General features: G+C 34.1%; 17 protein-coding genes. 9 read left to right on the plus strand and 8 right to left on the minus strand.

Features of this window, described 5'->3' with window-relative positions; translation table 11 throughout:
- Window positions 1–2: 2 nt before the first annotated feature.
- Entirely contained in the window at window positions 3–692 is a 690-nt protein-coding gene (locus BLT04_RS10540; RefSeq protein ID WP_089755775.1) for an XAC2610-related protein, read from the minus strand.
- A 426-nt stretch (window positions 693–1118) separates the two neighbouring features.
- Here BLT04_RS10540 and BLT04_RS10545 point away from each other — a divergent pair, with 426 nt between their 5' ends.
- From BLT04_RS10545 to BLT04_RS10585, 9 genes are all read left to right on the plus strand, one after another.
- Window positions 1119–2459: a cytochrome P450 gene (locus tag BLT04_RS10545; RefSeq protein ID WP_089755776.1), complete on the plus strand. Its 1341-nt coding sequence runs from the start codon at window positions 1119–1121 to the stop codon at window positions 2457–2459.
- Window positions 2460–2670: 211 nt separating this feature from the next.
- Window positions 2671–3000 (plus strand): PadR family transcriptional regulator, encoded by a 330-nt coding sequence (locus BLT04_RS10550; protein ID WP_089755777.1) that lies wholly within the window; start codon window positions 2671–2673, stop codon window positions 2998–3000.
- 11 nt (window positions 3001–3011) lie between these two features.
- Window positions 3012–4730, plus strand: coding sequence for a PspC domain-containing protein (locus BLT04_RS10555; protein WP_089755778.1), 1719 nt, complete (start codon window positions 3012–3014; stop codon window positions 4728–4730).
- A 303-nt stretch (window positions 4731–5033) separates the two neighbouring features.
- Entirely contained in the window at window positions 5034–5615 is a 582-nt protein-coding gene (locus tag BLT04_RS10560; RefSeq protein WP_089755779.1) for a 1-acyl-sn-glycerol-3-phosphate acyltransferase, read from the plus strand.
- Window positions 5616–5693: 78 nt separating this feature from the next.
- Entirely contained in the window at window positions 5694–6122 is a 429-nt protein-coding gene (locus BLT04_RS10565; protein WP_089755780.1) for a PaaI family thioesterase, read from the plus strand.
- Window positions 6123–6236: 114 nt separating this feature from the next.
- Window positions 6237–7313, plus strand: a complete 1077-nt coding sequence (locus BLT04_RS10570; protein ID WP_139166238.1) for a hypothetical protein — start codon at window positions 6237–6239, stop codon at window positions 7311–7313.
- A 4-nt stretch (window positions 7314–7317) separates the two neighbouring features.
- Complete coding sequence (locus BLT04_RS10575; RefSeq protein ID WP_170828465.1) at window positions 7318–8439, plus strand: RNA polymerase sigma factor; 1122 nt, start codon at window positions 7318–7320, stop codon at window positions 8437–8439.
- Between the two features lie 10 nt (window positions 8440–8449).
- Entirely contained in the window at window positions 8450–9343 is an 894-nt protein-coding gene (locus BLT04_RS10580; protein WP_089755783.1) for a hypothetical protein, read from the plus strand.
- A gap of 21 nt (window positions 9344–9364) precedes the next feature.
- On the plus strand, window positions 9365–10333 hold the full coding sequence (locus BLT04_RS10585) for a chorismate-binding protein (protein ID WP_089755784.1): 969 nt from the start codon (window positions 9365–9367) through the stop codon (window positions 10331–10333).
- A 178-nt stretch (window positions 10334–10511) separates the two neighbouring features.
- Here the strand turns inward: BLT04_RS10585 and BLT04_RS10590 are convergent, their stop codons facing one another.
- From BLT04_RS10590 to BLT04_RS10620, 7 genes are all read right to left on the minus strand, one after another.
- Window positions 10512–10706 carry a hypothetical protein gene (locus BLT04_RS10590; protein ID WP_089755785.1) on the minus strand — a complete coding sequence of 65 codons (195 nt, stop codon included), beginning with the start codon at window positions 10704–10706 and terminating at the stop codon, window positions 10512–10514.
- A 5-nt stretch (window positions 10707–10711) separates the two neighbouring features.
- Entirely contained in the window at window positions 10712–11314 is a 603-nt protein-coding gene (locus tag BLT04_RS10595; RefSeq protein ID WP_089755786.1) for a MarC family protein, read from the minus strand.
- A gap of 44 nt (window positions 11315–11358) precedes the next feature.
- Window positions 11359–13095 (minus strand): BatD family protein, encoded by a 1737-nt coding sequence (locus BLT04_RS10600; protein WP_089755787.1) that lies wholly within the window; start codon window positions 13093–13095, stop codon window positions 11359–11361.
- Window positions 13095–13841: a tetratricopeptide repeat protein gene (locus BLT04_RS10605; RefSeq protein ID WP_089755788.1), complete on the minus strand. Its 747-nt coding sequence runs from the start codon at window positions 13839–13841 to the stop codon at window positions 13095–13097. Before BLT04_RS10605 ends, BLT04_RS10600 begins: the two co-directional genes overlap by 1 nt.
- Window positions 13842–13938: 97 nt before the next feature.
- Entirely contained in the window at window positions 13939–14946 is a 1008-nt protein-coding gene (locus tag BLT04_RS10610) for a vWA domain-containing protein (RefSeq protein WP_089755789.1), read from the minus strand.
- On the minus strand, window positions 14946–15938 hold the full coding sequence (locus tag BLT04_RS10615) for a VWA domain-containing protein (protein WP_089755790.1): 993 nt from the start codon (window positions 15936–15938) through the stop codon (window positions 14946–14948). Before BLT04_RS10615 ends, BLT04_RS10610 begins: the two co-directional genes overlap by 1 nt.
- Window positions 15931–16827 (minus strand): BatD family protein, encoded by an 897-nt coding sequence (locus tag BLT04_RS10620; RefSeq protein ID WP_089755791.1) that lies wholly within the window; start codon window positions 16825–16827, stop codon window positions 15931–15933. Before BLT04_RS10620 ends, BLT04_RS10615 begins: the two co-directional genes overlap by 8 nt.
- Between the last annotated feature and the right edge of the window lie 62 nt (window positions 16828–16889).

Consider the following 16889-nt stretch of genomic DNA (forward strand, 5'->3'; position numbering starts at 1 on the left):
TATTAATTTTCTTTATAATATTCGCTTATTGGATAAGTTTTAATATTTGTAGTCCATTTATCATCGATAAATTCTTTTTTTGTGACTTTTACGGTTTCTCCACCTGTTGCATCCTCTTCCAGTTCGTAGACTTTAAACAAGCCTCTTTGTGGAAGCACGGTGTATTCCGTTGTCAGATGCCAGCAACATCCTGATTTCGAATAGGTAACTAATCTTTTACGTTCAGAATCTGTATTAAACATTCCCAAATTTTCGTGAGCAAGGGCCGTCAGTTCTTCACTTGGGACAAACTGTTTTTTTGTACTATTAAAAACATAAATATCATATGAAGGTCCGCCATAGCCGCTTTCGTTTCCGTTTCTGATGGCAATATCTTCTGTTCCGTCAAAATTAAAATCGTCAAAAATCAACGGACTTTGTTCGTTATACAGCTGGATAATGTTTGCAGTAGGTTTTTGATCTTCATTTAAATAAAAATTAAGATTATCGGAAGTCAAAGTCTGAAACTTTTTTGAGGTCCTTTTATCAAGTAAATCAATGCTTGCTTTTCCGCTGCATTCGTTGTTTTCACAGGTTTGAACATCAATTTTAATGTTGTAATTCTTTGAAGCATCATTCAATTCAAAATGATGTTGCCCAAAAACAGCAGTTCCCAAAAGGGCAAATAGTAATAATAAACGAGAATTGATCATAAGTGTATTTTAATTTTAATTGAATTTTAAACAAATTCTATGCAAAAATAAGGGTTTTGATTTAAAGCTGTTTGACTTCGTCGAATTGTTATTTTAATTTATTTTAAGGAGCAATTTCCTGCTTTCCGCACTCGCTATTTTAGAAAGTTTTTGGTTGCGGCGGCTTTGCCGCCGCAACCAAAAACTTTCTAAAATGAGCTCAAACAAAGCTCCAATCAGGGCTATATGGTTGCAGTCGGCCATTAAGCATTTGGAAATATTAAAACATGTGTCATCCTAAAAAGATCCAGGCCCGAATTTCCATAGCCTCTAATACTCCGTTCAGATCCTTTAAGGATAACAAATGTTCTGAAAAGTAACGAATAACTAAGGTAAAAGTGTAAACAAGTTTAAAGTTTAAGTTGTAATTTTATGTAAAATATTAATATGGATTCAAAATTCAATTATCCGACAGAAATTAAGGGAAAAAGAAAGTTGTATTCTTTATTTAAGGGAGTAAAAAATCCTTTGGAGGTCATCAGTGGAAACCATCAATTTGCGGGAGACAATTATTACATCAAAGCAAGTTTTACCAATAAAAATTTTATTTTTTCTCAGGATAAAGAATTCGTTGAATATATTTTAAAACAGAATCATAAGAATTATTATAAATCTGAAATACAATCCGTCACGCTGGGGAAATACCTGGGAAACGGACTGCTTACCAACAACGGCAAAGACTGGCTCAAACAGCGAAGATTGATTCAGCCCGGTTTCAGTAAAGCCAAAATCGCAAGTTTGGTAAATATTATGGAAGAGGAAATTGACAAATCTTTCCAGTCATTTGATGTTAATACAGAAGCTGATCTATACGATTTCTTTCATACACTGGCTTTTAATATTGTTGCGAAAACCCTTTTCAGTTCTGATATTGACGAAAATACCGTGAAAGAATTAGGCAAAAACATCACCGAAATTCAGGAGGTTTTTGCGAAAGAAGTGCGTTTGCCTTTTTATTCTCAAATTTTAAAAATATTCGGGGTTATTGATAAAAATATTCAGAAGAGTAAGAGGTCAAAAGACATTATTCAGGGAGTTCTGGACAAACGAAGAAATTCGGGAGAAGAAAAAAACGACCTGCTGGATATGCTGATTCAGACGCGATATGAAGATACAAACCTTCCAATGTCTGATGAACAGCTGGTTGATGAGATGCTTATTCTTTTCATTGCAGGCCATGAAACAACAGCCAATGCTTTAAGCTTTATTTTTTTTGAAATCAGTCAGAATCCTGAAGCGGAGAAAAAATTAAAACAGGAAATTGTAGAAGAATCTGAAAATATTTTCACGACTGAAAGTTTAATGAAAAAATCTTACACATCAAATATCATCAAAGAAGCGATGCGACTGCATTCTCCGGCTTGGGCAATCGATCGGCAGGCACTAGAAGCTGATAGCTTCCAAGGATATTCGTGGCCGAAAGATACTTTAATCATCCTTTATATAACCGGACTTCACAGAAATCCGAAATATTGGGACAAACCAAATTCATTCATTCCGGAGCGTTTTGACGATGAAAATGCAAAGAATTTCGCTTACTACCCTTTTGGAGCCGGTCCGAGATTGTGCATAGGTGAACACTTTGCCATGATGGAAATGGCACTTATCGTCCGTAAATTCTACAAAAACTTCAGTTTTATATCATATCAGAAACAATTAGAGAAAAAAGCTCTTGTTACGCTAAGACCTACCAGCTTAAAAGGTAAAATTATCAAAAATTTAGCCTGATTTCTCTATAATCTTCATCTTGCAAAATTTAGCAATAAAAATAATTAAACTGATTGTCAATTAGTTAACATATTTATTTTAAAAATTACACTACTTTGTATTGCATATTACCATTTTAATTACATATCTTTGTAATGTAAAATCGAAGCAGGTACAACTAGCTAGGTTCCGAACTTCGAAAATTATAACTAATTAACAAAACTTATTAAAGATGAATACCGAAAATACCAAAGCGCAAATGCGAAAAGGAATTCTGGAATTCTGTATTTTAAGTCTCATCAATCATCGTGAAATGTATGTTTCCGACTTAATAGATGAACTGAAAAAAGGAAAACTGGATGTAGTGGAAGGAACACTCTACCCTCTTTTAACAAGATTGAAAAACGGTGAGTTTCTCTCTTACAGATGGGAAGAATCTACCGGAGGGCCGCCAAGAAAATACTACCAGATCACAGAAAAAGGAAAGCTGTTTTTAAGCGAACTTCTAAATACCTGGAACGAATTAACAGATTCAGTCAACCAAATCACTCAAAAAAATTAAAAAACAAAGCTATGAACAAGACACTCTCAATAGGACTCGCAGGTTTTTCTTTTACCATAGAAGAACACGCATATATAAAGCTCAGCGATTACCTGAATGCACTGAGAAGCTCATTAGACGCTTCAGAAGCAGATGAGGTAATGCATGACATAGAAATCAGAATGGTGGAAATCTTCAGAGATTCTTTAGGAAAACGTGAAGTGATCAACGATACAGATGTTGAAAGAGTAATTGCACAGATCGGTACTCCGGAAAAAATCGAAGAGCAGGAAGAAGCTTATTATTCTGAAAAAAACACCAAGAAAACATACACCACTGGAACTGAATACACGGACAAAAAACAACTGTTCCGTGATCCGGAAAGACAAAAAATCGCAGGTGTTTGCGCAGGGTTAGCTCATTATGTAGGAATGGACATTACTGCAATGAGAGCCATCTGGCTGGGAATTTTCGTGCTGGGAATTTTCACGGCAGCCGTTTCTTCAACATTGGTTTTCCTACTTTATATTATCCTTTGGATTGTATTGCCAAAAGCAGAAACTGCAGCAGATTTCCTTAAAATGAAGGGAAAGCCTATGAACTTCGACAATCTTAAAAATGAGTCTAATAAACTGGTACAATTTGCCAACGAATCTACTCAAAGGGTCGGAGAAATCTATATCGAAAACAAACCTTACATCAACAACGCAGGAAGCGGAATCTGGAATGTTGTAAGATATATTTTAGGAGGAATTTTTGCCCTAATGGCTTTTGGATGTCTTACCGGTGTATTTGTGATCTTCGGATTTATGGGAAATAATGACTTCCCTCCGATCAACCAGATGGACTATTATTTCGACAACGACGGAATGAAATATGTCATCATGATCATGATCGTTTTAGGTAGCTTAATTCCTGCAATGGTTTTTGCTTTATTAAGTATTAAATTAATTTCACCTAAAACAAAATTAAGAAATACAGGCTGGGTAATCGGAGCTTTGATCCTTGCATTGATCGCAGTATCAACCTATTTCGGAATCAGTATGGCGAAAAAAGAAATGTTCCTAAAAGGTCATAAAGAAGATACTGAGGAAGTTTCTATCAACACAACATCTGATACTCTATATGTAGATTATAAGCAGATAGCTATTCCACAGAACTTTACAGGATACGAAGATGATCTTTATTCCGACAAAATTTCTGTCTACGAAAAAGACTGGATTCATGTAGATGTGACAAGAAAAGCGGATATCAAAACGCCTTATCTGATCATTAAAAAAGAGGCCAAAGGCTATAATCTTCCGTTAAATGTAAATGTTCCGGTAGAAGTTGTTAACAACAAAATTATTCTTCCGAACTATATTAAATATCCGTACGAGCACAGATTCAGAAATTACAGCATCGATTATGAATTGGTAATTCCTTCTAAAACAGTGGTACTCCCGGCTAAAAAAGACGGAATTGATTTAAACGGAGATTTAAACGGAGATGGTATCAACGATGATGATCAGGAAAGAGATGAGCATGGAAACATCAGAATCGAGAAAAATAAAATCTCAGTAAACGGTTCTACCATCGAATACAGCTCTGACGATGAAGACAGCATTATTATTAATGGGAAAAAAGTTCCTGCCAACCAAGCCGATCAGGTAATTGACTCAATGAAATCAAATATCAAAAAAATGAAAGGCGGTAATGTTGACATCAAAGTAAACGAGGATAAAAACGAAATTTCTATTAAAACTAAATAATTAACTGCAGAGAGTGGCGGAAGGTGTGAATGGATAGCCAATTGTTTGAAATTCACACTCTTCTTCTCTTTAAAGATTAAAAAAGATAAAAATTAAACACTGTATATCAAGAAATTATATTATCTTCGTATTCAAATTAATAACCCAAATCAAAACATCACCAAATGATACAGCTAGCACTAGAAATTGTAATGAAAATCGTAGATTTAATCAGCGGTTTGTTTTAAGAGCGATAATATTTCAATATATTTGTAAAGTATAACCACTTTTGGTTATGCTTTTTTTGTTTTTAATTCAAGATATATGAGAAAGCTGATTGGCAAATTGATGTTAAAAATGTTAGGCTGGAAAGTCGTTCTTCAGGGCGATGCAAACAGTCTCAACAGATGTATTCTTGTTGTAGCGCCACACACCCACAACATGGAATATTTATTGGGAAATCTTGCCTATTGGTCTTTAAAAAAGCCTTTAAAAATCATTATTAAAGACGCTCACACCAAAGCCTGGTACGGCAGTGTCGTAAAAGGCCTGGGAGGTATCGGGATCGACAGAAGCCAGAAAAATGACCTTGTGAAATTTGTTGCCGATCAGTTTGCAAAAGAAGATTTCAGCCTGGTAATCACGCCGGAAGGTACAAGAAGCTGGGTTCCGAAATGGCGAAAAGGCTTTTATCATATGGCTCTGGCAGCGAAAGTGCCTATCGTTTTGGCGGCAGGAGATTTTAAACGGAAAATCGTATATCTTGGCTATACAATTCCTTATGAAAGAATAGCTTCTGCTTCTTATTCAGAAATTATGGAGGAAATTCAAAATTATTACATCAAAAACGACATCGTCCCAAAAATTCCCGCCAACTGGAACCCGAATATTATAGGGAACGATTAAGTTATGAATTAGGAATTAGGGATTAGGAATAACGTTGCTTATTTATCAGGTACATTTATCATTTATCATTTATAAAAAATGAAAGGAACTAAAGAAGAGATTTTAGCATTTTTAAACAGCTGGGGCGGAGAAGTTACCTTGGCAAAAACATTAGAAATAAAATTCATCGATATAGATCAGGAAAATGAAACATTAACGGCAACCATGCCTGTCGGTCCTAAGGTTCATCAGCCTTTCGGGATTCTTCACGGTGGTGCAAGCTGCGTTTTGGCAGAAACAATGGGCTCCAGCCTGTCTAATCTTTTTATCGACGGAACAAAATTTTACGGGGTCGGTACGAATATCAATTCAAACCATTTGAGAAGTAAAAAAGACGGAATTGTAACCGCAGTCGCAAGATTTATCAGAAAAGGGAAAACAATGCACGTTTCCGAGATAGAAATTCGTGATGAAAAAGGACAGCTCATCAATCATACCACAATGACAAATAATATTATCAATAAATAATGTAAATTTATTATTAAAATATAAAGCTCAATTTTTTTGAGCTTTTTTTGTATCATGACTGCAACCTTTTTACATTCCTGCATCTTATATATAGAAATCTTTAAAACAATTTTTATGAAAAAGCTATTTTTACCTTTTCTTGCACTTACTTTATCTTTCTTTAATTCTTGTACAAGCAACGATAATTTAATGGATGAAGATGTTGCAAAAACTGTTGCACAATCTTACGATGTATATATCGCAGGCAAAGAAAACAACAAAGCCTGTTATTGGAAAAACAACGTAAAAACCGACCTTACAGGTGGAGATAATATAACTCCTCTGGAAATCATGGCTCAGAACAATAATGTATATGTAACGGGCAGTAACGGATCTACTCCTACATCATTCAAACCAATCCATTATTTTTGGAAAAATGGAGTAAAAAATGAAATTAAACAATACTTGAGTCTTCCCAATACCGGACTGAGCGATATTACAGGATTTACTGTAAACAACGGAGATATTTATTTTTCAGGTTATGTAGAAAATCCTTCACCGGCAACTCCGATGGACCAATATGAACTTTGCTACTGGAAAAACGGCACTAAAACGATTCTTTACAAAAGCCAGTATGTACCTGTATCTGAAGGTATTGCTGTAAATAATTCAACATCAGGTACAGATGTTTATGTATCTGCCAGAATTGCTGATAATAATCAAAATATAGACAGAGGTTATTTTAAAAATACAACATTTAATTCTCTGGATCAGTCGAGCAATGTATACAATTTTGCAAAAAATAATAACGGACTCTACATTTTATTTCAGAAAAATAATAAATATTATACTAAAAACGTTTTCACAAATGTAGAATCCCTGATCGGAAATTACAATCTTGCAGTTCCTTTTTACGGAAAAATAACTGCCGATAAAGAAACCGGCGATCTGTATACCATATATTCTAATTACGGATACAATTATTATAAAAATACGGCTACTGTTGTAGCAAGCTTCTCTTCTCTGCATTTTATTCAGGATTTATTTGCTTTAAATAACAATACATACATAATTAAATATGAGACAGACAATGCTGTATATACAGGAAAAGTATTTATTAACGGGGTAGAAACACAAGCTATAACAAGCACACAAAACAGTTCTCAAAATTATACCGGAACTTTTAATGCAGTTTATGTCGAAGCAAACTAAAGTCATGTCTACAATAAAACCGGATTGGAACGAAATTTATTCAGGTTTATCCCCAAGGCTCTTGGGGATTTGCCGCAGATATATACAGGATATTCACACCGCTGAAGATATCGTACAAGACAGTTTTATTGTAGCCATACAAAAAAATCATCAGCTGAATGATGAAAAGGCTTTATTCGCCTGGCTTAAAAAAATTGTTGTAAATAACGCCTTAATGTATTTGCGAAAACACAGTAAAGAAGTTTTTTTAAATACCGAAACATCAGAAATTCCAGATACCCTTTCCGAGATGAATCACCCTTCTTTAGACGAAAAACATATTTTTATATATGATTTTACAAGAGATCAGCTTCTGTCTTCGATAGACAGTCTGCCGGAACATCACAAATCTGTTTTCAATTTATTTTTTATTGAAAATCATTCTCACGCCGAAATTTCCGGGATGTTGGGAATCACTGTCAATACCTCGAAATCTCATTTGATGAGGGCAAAAAAATCTGTTCAGAACTTTTTAATTGATAATTTCATTAATCAGGATACGCCGAAAAATAAAAAGAAGCTGGCACAATTATTTGTTATTTTCGGATTGGGAGGCTTGCTTTGGGCACAGACTTTTAACAGCAAATTTTCAGACTTCAGCATTTCTCCTTTAAGAAAACTTGAAATTCCTGAGAACATTACAATTAATCAATCAGTATTTTCAAATTATACAAACCAAAACTTAAAAAAGAAAATAATTATTGGTTCTGTAGTTCTCATCATCATAGCAATTTCGATTTTTGCATTCAATCCAAAAACTTTATTTTTTATGATGAATAATGATCATGCAAAAATTAATTCTGATATAATTAATAAAAAAGAAAATCCGCCATTATTAGAAACTCCAACAAAAAATAACGAAACTAAATTTGAAAATATTTCCATCAGTGAAAATGTAAATTCTACCAATTCAAAAAAAAGTATTTCTGAAAATAATTTAGTTCAAGAAGATAAAAAAGAAGTTCTGAAAGAAAATAATCAATCAAAAAAAATTATTCTTAAAGACTCAGCAAAAGAAGAAGCCAATCAAAAAGTAATTATTGTTAAAAAAATTATTCAAAGAGATACAATATTTGTAGAAAGATAAATTATTAACCATGCTTTTAAAAAAGATAATTTTCCTTTTATTCATAATTATTGCTAATTTTTTACTAGCACAAAAGAAAAAAAAGATCGACACGGTTTACGTTTACGAAAAAGTTATCGTTTACGACACGGTTTATGTAACAAAACCTATAAGATTAAAACAAAATGGTTTATTATTTTCAGAATTAAAAGTTGAGCAACCAAAATTCATACGAAATGTTTATAAAAAAGAAATTGAAAAGCAAACAGCAATCAATAAAGCTATAAGAAAAAAAATAAGAACTTTCGAATACGGAATCGAAGCCGGAATTGGCTTAAAAAACAGCAGCTGGGGTAAAGAGATTTCAAATAATAAGCAACAATTTGGGGAAAATATCGGGATTTGGACTTCAAAAAGACTTACCGCCGTTCCTCTAACATTCATGTTTTCTGCTGATATTTATTATTGGAACTCTAGTTTCGACTTGGATGCCAATAAGGAAGAAACTTATCTCGACGGCTTTTACTTCACTGAAGATCATCAACCATTACTGTTCCAAAAGTTTAATAATAAACATTTTGAATACGCCATTCAGTTAAAATTATTCTATGAATGGAAAAATATTCGTCCATATGTAGGCGTTTTGGTTAACAGAAATATTTATAAAATGCAATTCCTGGTTCCCAAAAATAATGTTCTGGATAAACTCGATGATTTCAAAACCACTCAAAACAATTTAGGATTTTCTTTTGGTCTTCAATATCGCATTTTCAAAAGGTTTCTAGTGTCTGTCGACTATCAGCAGTACGAAATGAAAAATGTATCCTTAAAAAACAGCTCATTTGATTTTGACATCTTTAAGACTAATAATACCTTTGCAGAAAGAAAAATCAATCTTGGGATAGCCTATACGATCTCAAAATGATATTTCTTAAAATGCTTACCTATGATCTATTTCAAATTTCCTTTTGACGAAAAGCTGTATTCAACGGATGAAAATCCAAATATCAATTCTGTGAATTTTTATTCATTTGATGGTTTAAAGCAAATAAATTTCAAAGGAAATATTATTGAAATAAATCCCAAAAACTTTGAACAACAGCTTATTACAAGCGATTCTTTACCAGAAGATAACAATCATTTTATTGCGGAAACTAAAGAAGAGTATTTAAAAAATTTAGATCAGGTCATTGAAGTGATTAAAAAGAATAATCTTCCTAAATTAGTCTATTCTCGTAGAAAAATTTTCACAGATTTCAACACCATTGATTTAACAGAAAGCTTTAAAAATCTCTGTAATACTTATCCAAATGCTTTCCGGTATATCTTTATTGATGGAGAAAACTCGTGGATGGGTGCTTTCTCGGAGGTTTTAGGAAAATTCAATACAACGACTCATGAATTTGAAACGATGAGCCTTGCGGGCACTCTTCCAGTCTTAGAAGAATGGTCTGAGAAAGAGATTGAAGAACAAAAACCCGTTTCTACCTACATTCAGAATATTCTAGAAAATTATTCAGATGCTATTGAAAAGTCTGAAACATACGACCATATTTCAGGGAATATTAAGCATTTGCGTACAGATTTTAAAGCGAAAATAAATCCTCAGGATTTAGATAAAATTATTAAAGAACTTCATCCTACTCCGGCTGTTTGCGGAATTCCCAAAGAATTTTGTAAAGAAAAAATTGAAGAATTTGAAAAATTCCCCCGTGAATTGTATGCCGGATATAGTAAGGTGGAAACTGAGAATTTTGTGCAATATTTTGTAAATCTTAGATGCGCGAGATTGTATAAAGATTCGGTTCATTTATTTGTCGGCGGTGGCATCACAGCACAAAGCAATCCCGAAAAAGAGTGGCGTGAAACCGAATTGAAGTCTGAAGCGGTTTTAAAGAATTTGGTTATTGCTTAATTAACTTTACGTTTAGAGATGCTTCGACAAGCTCAGCATGACATTTCTAATACCAACTACTCAATTCAGACAGCATGTTTTAGCGGTGTCATGCTGAGCTTGTCGAAGCATCTCATATTTCAAAAAAATAACCCTTCCAAATTGAAAGGGTTTATAATGTATATCAAAAAAATATTTCTTATTTCTTAAGTCCGATTTTACTCCAAGTATTCATTACAAACACGATAATCAGACCGATAACCGCAGAAGCGATCGAGAATACAAATTTCAGATTATCTTCAGATAAAACATCTGTCTGCCAGTCGATAGCGTAAAGATTGATGGCAATAAAAACGATAAACAGTATTAAAAATACTTTATAAAACTTCTGCATAATTCTTAAAAATTAATATAAGTCTGCACCAATTGTGCAAAGTTTGCGGTGAATAATTTAATTGAGATCGCCAACAGGATAATTCCGAAAACCTTCTGTAGGATAGCCAATGTAGCCTCTCCCATTTTCTTTTCTAACCATGTTGATGATTTCAGCACCAAATATACGAAAATTGTATTGAGAATAATTCCAAAAATAATATTAATATCATGAAATTCAGCTTTAAGAGATAAAGTCGTTGTCAGCGTTCCGGCCCCTGCAACCAGCGGAAAAGCAATGGGAACAATGGATGCAGACTTTGCCTCTGAGGTTTTATTAATTTCAATCCCTAAAATCATTTCCAAGGCAATGATAAAAATCACAAATGCACCTGCAATTGCGAAAGAATTTACATCTACTCCGATAAATTTTAGAATTTTATCACCCACAAAAAGGAAAACAAGCATAATTGCTCCGGCCGTAAGTGATGCCCTTTCTGCTTCAATCTTTCCGAATTTCTGCTGTAAACTTACCACAACAGGAACTGAGCCGATAATATCAATCACCGCAAAAAGAACCATAAAGCAGGTTATAATTTCCTTAAAAGAAAAATGATCAAAAATTTCCATCGTTTTGTAATTAAAAATTTCGCAAAAATATGAAAAATTATTGATTATTTGCTAATTTGAGAATACAAATTAACAATAGCCTTTAAAAGTTCATCTATCCCGTCGGCAGATTTTACGGGAGCATACTTTTCAATTTGGATCTTTTGTGAAAGATTTCTGTATTCCTCGGCAATTGCAGCACCTTTATAACTCTCTAAAAAGTTTCTGAAATCTTCCGCAGAGCTTTGGAAATATTGATTTCTCACCTCAGAATCCAACTCGTCAACAGTTTGAAAAAATTTCTGATAATCTCCATTATCTTTAAGATTTTCCAAATAACCGAAATAATCAGAAACATCGGTTTTTAATCTTTCTCGTATTTCTTTTTCAGTTTCCGCAACAGAACCCAAAGGTTTTGATGGTACGGTTTCTCTAATTAAAGTACGTTTTTTTTGCCAAGTCTTGAATAAAAGATAAACTATAAATAATCCTATTAAAATAGCAATATTGGTTAAAAGTATATTCCAGTGGAACTTACTTTTTTCTTTTACTTTAAATGAAGTTGTTTTTAAAACCGGAGTATTTACCGTTTCTAGTAAATTATTCGTGTATTCATTTACTTTTTCAACCGTCGTACGGGATTCCAAAATCTGATCGTGGGAAAAAGCATTTAGAGCCAACGTCTGCTGTCCCAGATCCACATATTCTTTATTAGCCGGATTAAAAAAGGCAAACTGGTCTGTTTTTATAGCGATCTCTCCAGCTTTTTTTGGAATAATTACATAATTTGCCAAAATCTCTCCTTTCATTCCGGTTGTTCCTGCGGCAACATTCGAGGTGATTTTCGGAGCAAAAATTTCGTAATCGGGAGAAGCTGCAATTTTCGGCAACTCCATGTCTGAGATGTTTCCTTCGCCCGTTACCCTTACCACAACATTAATTGGTTTTTTAACCTCAACTTTCTCTTTTGAAGCATTTAAAATACTTACATTAAAATTTCCGACCGCATTTTTAAAGCATTCAGGAGAGCCTTCCGGAAGCTTTTTAACATTAAGCTTTACCTTATTGGAAACAATATGATTATTTTTGCTGAAAGTATTCACAGAAGCCGAGACACCCGGAACTTCAACATAACCTGCCTCATTCGGAAATACCATGAATACGGCCAAAATCTGTGACGCCATATTTCCGTACCCTGAAGGATCGATCTCTGATTTCACAAAGCTCACGGGATGCACATCGATGTTCTCCTGCTCGGGAAGGTTAATATTTTTTACCTTTCTAAGGTTATCCATGTTTTTAGAATAGACCTTTAAAACAGCAAAAGTCGCCTGATCCTGATAGACATCTTTGTCCTCAATTTCCATGTTCAGATAAACATCTTTGGATACATTGCTCGCAACCGCTTTTTTCTCAATATCTTTTATAAAAACGTCGAACGGTTCTGTTTTGTAGATTCTGTTATTAATGGTAACAAGTACAGATCCTATTTTTACTTTTCCTTTTTGCTTGGGTTCTAAAGCTAATCTTGTTACTGTTTGTGTAACGACCGTATTGGTTTCAGGATCCATGAATCCGTTATTGACAGAGCCACTGCCTATTATATTAAATTTAGACAGATCCGGAAGGCGTAAAGGCGTTTGCTGATTATATTCGCTCCCGTTCATTTCCAGAACGATCGTAAGGTTGATCACTTCTTTACCGTTGTAATCGGTTTTATCCGGCGTTACTGAAAAGTTGATCTGTCCGTAAGAAATTACGGACGTGAAAATGAATAATATGTAGATCAGTCTATTCTGCATCACCAATCTTTCTCGTTGCTTTCGGGCATCGAATAAGAATTTTTGTTTAAAATTCTTCTGGCGGTTTCTTTTTCTTTATCGCTTACTTTATTTAATATTGCGTTTTCAAGATCTTTCGGTATTTTGCCTTCATTATTTTTCTTTGGATCAGGGTTATTTCCTTGTGGGCTTTCCCCTTGATTCTGTTGCCCTTTTCCCTGATCTTGTTTCTGATCTTTAGGATTTCCTTTTTGATCATCATTTTGTTGTTGGTCTTTACCACCGCCTCCTTTACCTGAGTTATTCTGTTGGTTTTTCTTTTGCTGGTTTTCTTTTTCCTTCAGCTTGGCAATTTCGTAATTCTTTCTTGTCGCTTCACTGCGGGGATTTTGCTTTAAGGATTGCTTATAATAATCTGCCGCTTTTTCAGGCTGATTCATTTGCATATAAGTATTTCCCAAATTATGAAGAGCAGCCGCTTTATCCGGTAACGACTGGGAAAGCTGCTGGGCTTTCTCAAATTCAGCCCTGGCTTCTTCATATTTTTTATTCTTATACAAAGCGTTTCCCAAATTATAATGCGCCGTAAAATCTTTTGCATTAGATTTTATAGCCTCCATATACTTTGAAGACGCTCCATCATAGTCTTTTCCGTTAAATTTTTGATTGCCGTCGTAGACTAAAGTCCTGTAATTTTCCTGCCCAAACAAAAAGCCTGAGAATGAAAAAGCAATTATTAACGATAAAAATATGATTTTAGTATTCATCTACTGCAAAATTATTCCTTTATATGTTAAGAAACAGAGTCTTATTTGTTAAAGTTGGGTTAAAGTATGGATTTGAAATTTTTACGATAAAATTATATTAAACATTAAAATCTCTTTTTGGATTAAAAATATAAATGATCGCGAAGAAAAATATTGAAACAGCCAAAAAGTATTGATAATAATGATTGGCATTTTGGGATTTAACCGTCGTTACCATTGAAGACATTTTTTTATTTAAAGCATCCAGAATTCTGTCGGGAGCTTCATTGATATTATTTCCGTCGATGTATGTTCCGCCTGTCGCCTGAGCCATTTTAGAAAGAGCTTCGGTTTGTCTTTTGGAGATTACGGTTTGCCCGTTTCTGTCAGATTTATAGCCCATCAACTGTCCAAAAACATATTCCGGAACGGGAGCACCTTCTTCAGAACCTATCCCGACAGAAGTTATCATTATTCCTTCTTTATTGGCCAGTCTTATCGCTTCATCATCATTTCCCTCATTATCTTCACCATCGCTTAGCAAAACGACTTTTCGAGAACCTTTATTAACATTTTTAAATTTTTGAACCGCAATTTCCATTGCTTTTAAAAAATCCGTCCCCTGAATCTGCATCGAGTTTGTCTCAATGGCATTAATATAGGTTTCGGCAGAATTATAATCTGTCGTTAAAGGCATAATAGAAGCGGCCTGGCCTGCAAAAATCACGATCCCGATCTTGTCGTTCCGCATTTTCTGCATGGTGTTGATCATCAGATTTTTTGCTTCCGTCAAACGGCTGGGATTAACATCTTCCGCATTCATCGAGTTGGAAACATCAAGCATAAAAATCACATTATTTAATTTTTGTTGAGTTTCGACTTCTTCAGAACCACTCAATAAATCAATGATCGAAAAAATTAAAAATAACGTTGCTAAAAGATATAAAACCGGAAAAAATTTCGTGAACGCTGATTTTTTTTCAAATAATTCTTCATGAAATTTACTTTCTGCAAAAATTTCTCTTTTCTTATTTTTCCATTTTAAATAACGGATCAAAAAGAAAGCGAACAGCGGCAAAAGCAACAGCAATAATAAATACCAATAATTCCCTAAATACCAATCCATTAACTTAAAATTTTATAAACAACCCATCTCAACAGCGCATCTAAAAACAACATTCCTAGCGCAATCCAAAGAAAGATTTTAAAATATTCTTCATAATTGTAAAGCTTTGAAACTTTTACATCAGATTTCTCTAATTGATTAATTTCATCATAAACTTCCTCCAAACTGCTGTTCGACGTTGCCCTGAAATATCTTCCGCCCGTCATTTGAGCAATATCTTTTAACACCGGTTCATCAATCTTCACTTCCGCTTCTGTAAAAACCAAATCCCCAAAAATATCTGTCTGAGTCGGCATCAAAGCATAACCGTTTGTTCCGATTCCTATTGAATACACTTTAATATTGTTGTTTTTCGCCAGTTCTGCAGCAATTTGTGGCGGCATTGCATTTTCAATCGTATTCACACCGTCAGTCATTAAAATGATGATTTTGCTCTTTGCTTTGCTGTTCTTCAGGTGATTGACAGCAACGGAAAGCCCTTCTCCGATTGCAGTTCCTGGCTCAAGCTCGAGAGGATTCAAATTTTTCAATTCATCGATAACAACCTGATGATCAGAAGTTACAGGAACTTTCGTAAAAGCTTCCCCTGAATAAGTCACCAAACCCAACCTGTCGTTTGGTCTTTTTTCGACAAATTTTATGGCAATATCTTTTAGGGCGGTCAAACGGTCCGGCGTCAGATCTTTCGCGAGCATACTCAAAGAAACATCCACGGAAAGCATAATATCAATCCCTTTCGTATCGTCCCTGTCCTGAGAAACAGTGAAAGTTCGTGGTCTCGCCATCGCAACGATCAACGCAGAAAGTATGATGTACTTTGATATTCTTAATAAGAAAAGCACAGGCAGAATTCCGTTGCTGCCATCCATATTTTTAACCGTAGGAACTTTTATTCCTTTCCTTTTTTGCTTGCTTATATCCCTGATTAAAAGAGGAATAAACAAAAGAAAAAGCAATAAAAACCATGGACTGTAAAACTCAAAATTAAGCATCCTTTCTCAAGTTTTCAAATTCTATATCTTTTGAAGACCTCTTCACGAAATCTTTGATATCTGCAAAATCCTTTTCCATCGTCACATTATCAGGGAAAGTTTTGGCAAATTTCACCAAATCCCCTCTCAGAAATACATTTTCTACCACTTTTTCATTTTCCTGAGAAATGGTGTTATTTTTCTTCATTAAATCAATCAAATCATCCGTTAAAAGAACATCTGCCGGCAAACCGTATTGTTTTGTGATAAATTTTCTTGAAATATCAATTAATTCAACATAAAAAGCGCGATAATCACCACTTTCTATGTATTTTTTCTTTTTAAGTGAATCCAATTCCTTTAAAGTCTGATTGGTCGCCACAACTGGTGAATCTTTTGATTTTCTTCCCCATTTCACGAACATAATGATGGCAACAATCAACGCTATAACCGCCAATGCAGCCAAAATGTAGAATTTGTAAAGTTCCCAGTAATCTTTTACTTCAAGCTTTACCTCTTTATTATTCATGATGTCATTGATCTGATCGCCTTTTTGAGCAGTATTGATGACTTCAATTTCGTAAGGAATGGTTTTTAAAATTTTATCCCCGACTTTAAATTCCAGCTCGGGAATAGTAAATTTTCCTTCTTCAAAAACAGCAAACTCAATTCTTCTTTCATAAAGATTTTGATTTTGCCCGATGCTGTCTTTTATTTCTTCAAAATGAAAAGGCAACAGCTCATTTTTTGCTGCTGCAGAAACTTTTTGATTACTTAAATTATCAATTTTTATAACCAGCTGATCCACCTCGCCCAATGCAAGGGTTTTCTTCTCAATATTTGAAGAAAGTATCTGTGAAAAAGCATTTGCACAGACCAAGGAACATATTATAAATAGTATTTTTTTCAATTTTAAATAATAAATTTTGGCTAAAGCCTATGTTTTATTTCTAATTCTAAGCGGACTAAAGT

It is taken from the genome of Chryseobacterium soldanellicola (genome assembly GCF_900100115.1).
GTDB classification, from domain to species: Bacteria; Bacteroidota; Bacteroidia; order Flavobacteriales; family Weeksellaceae; genus Chryseobacterium; species Chryseobacterium soldanellicola.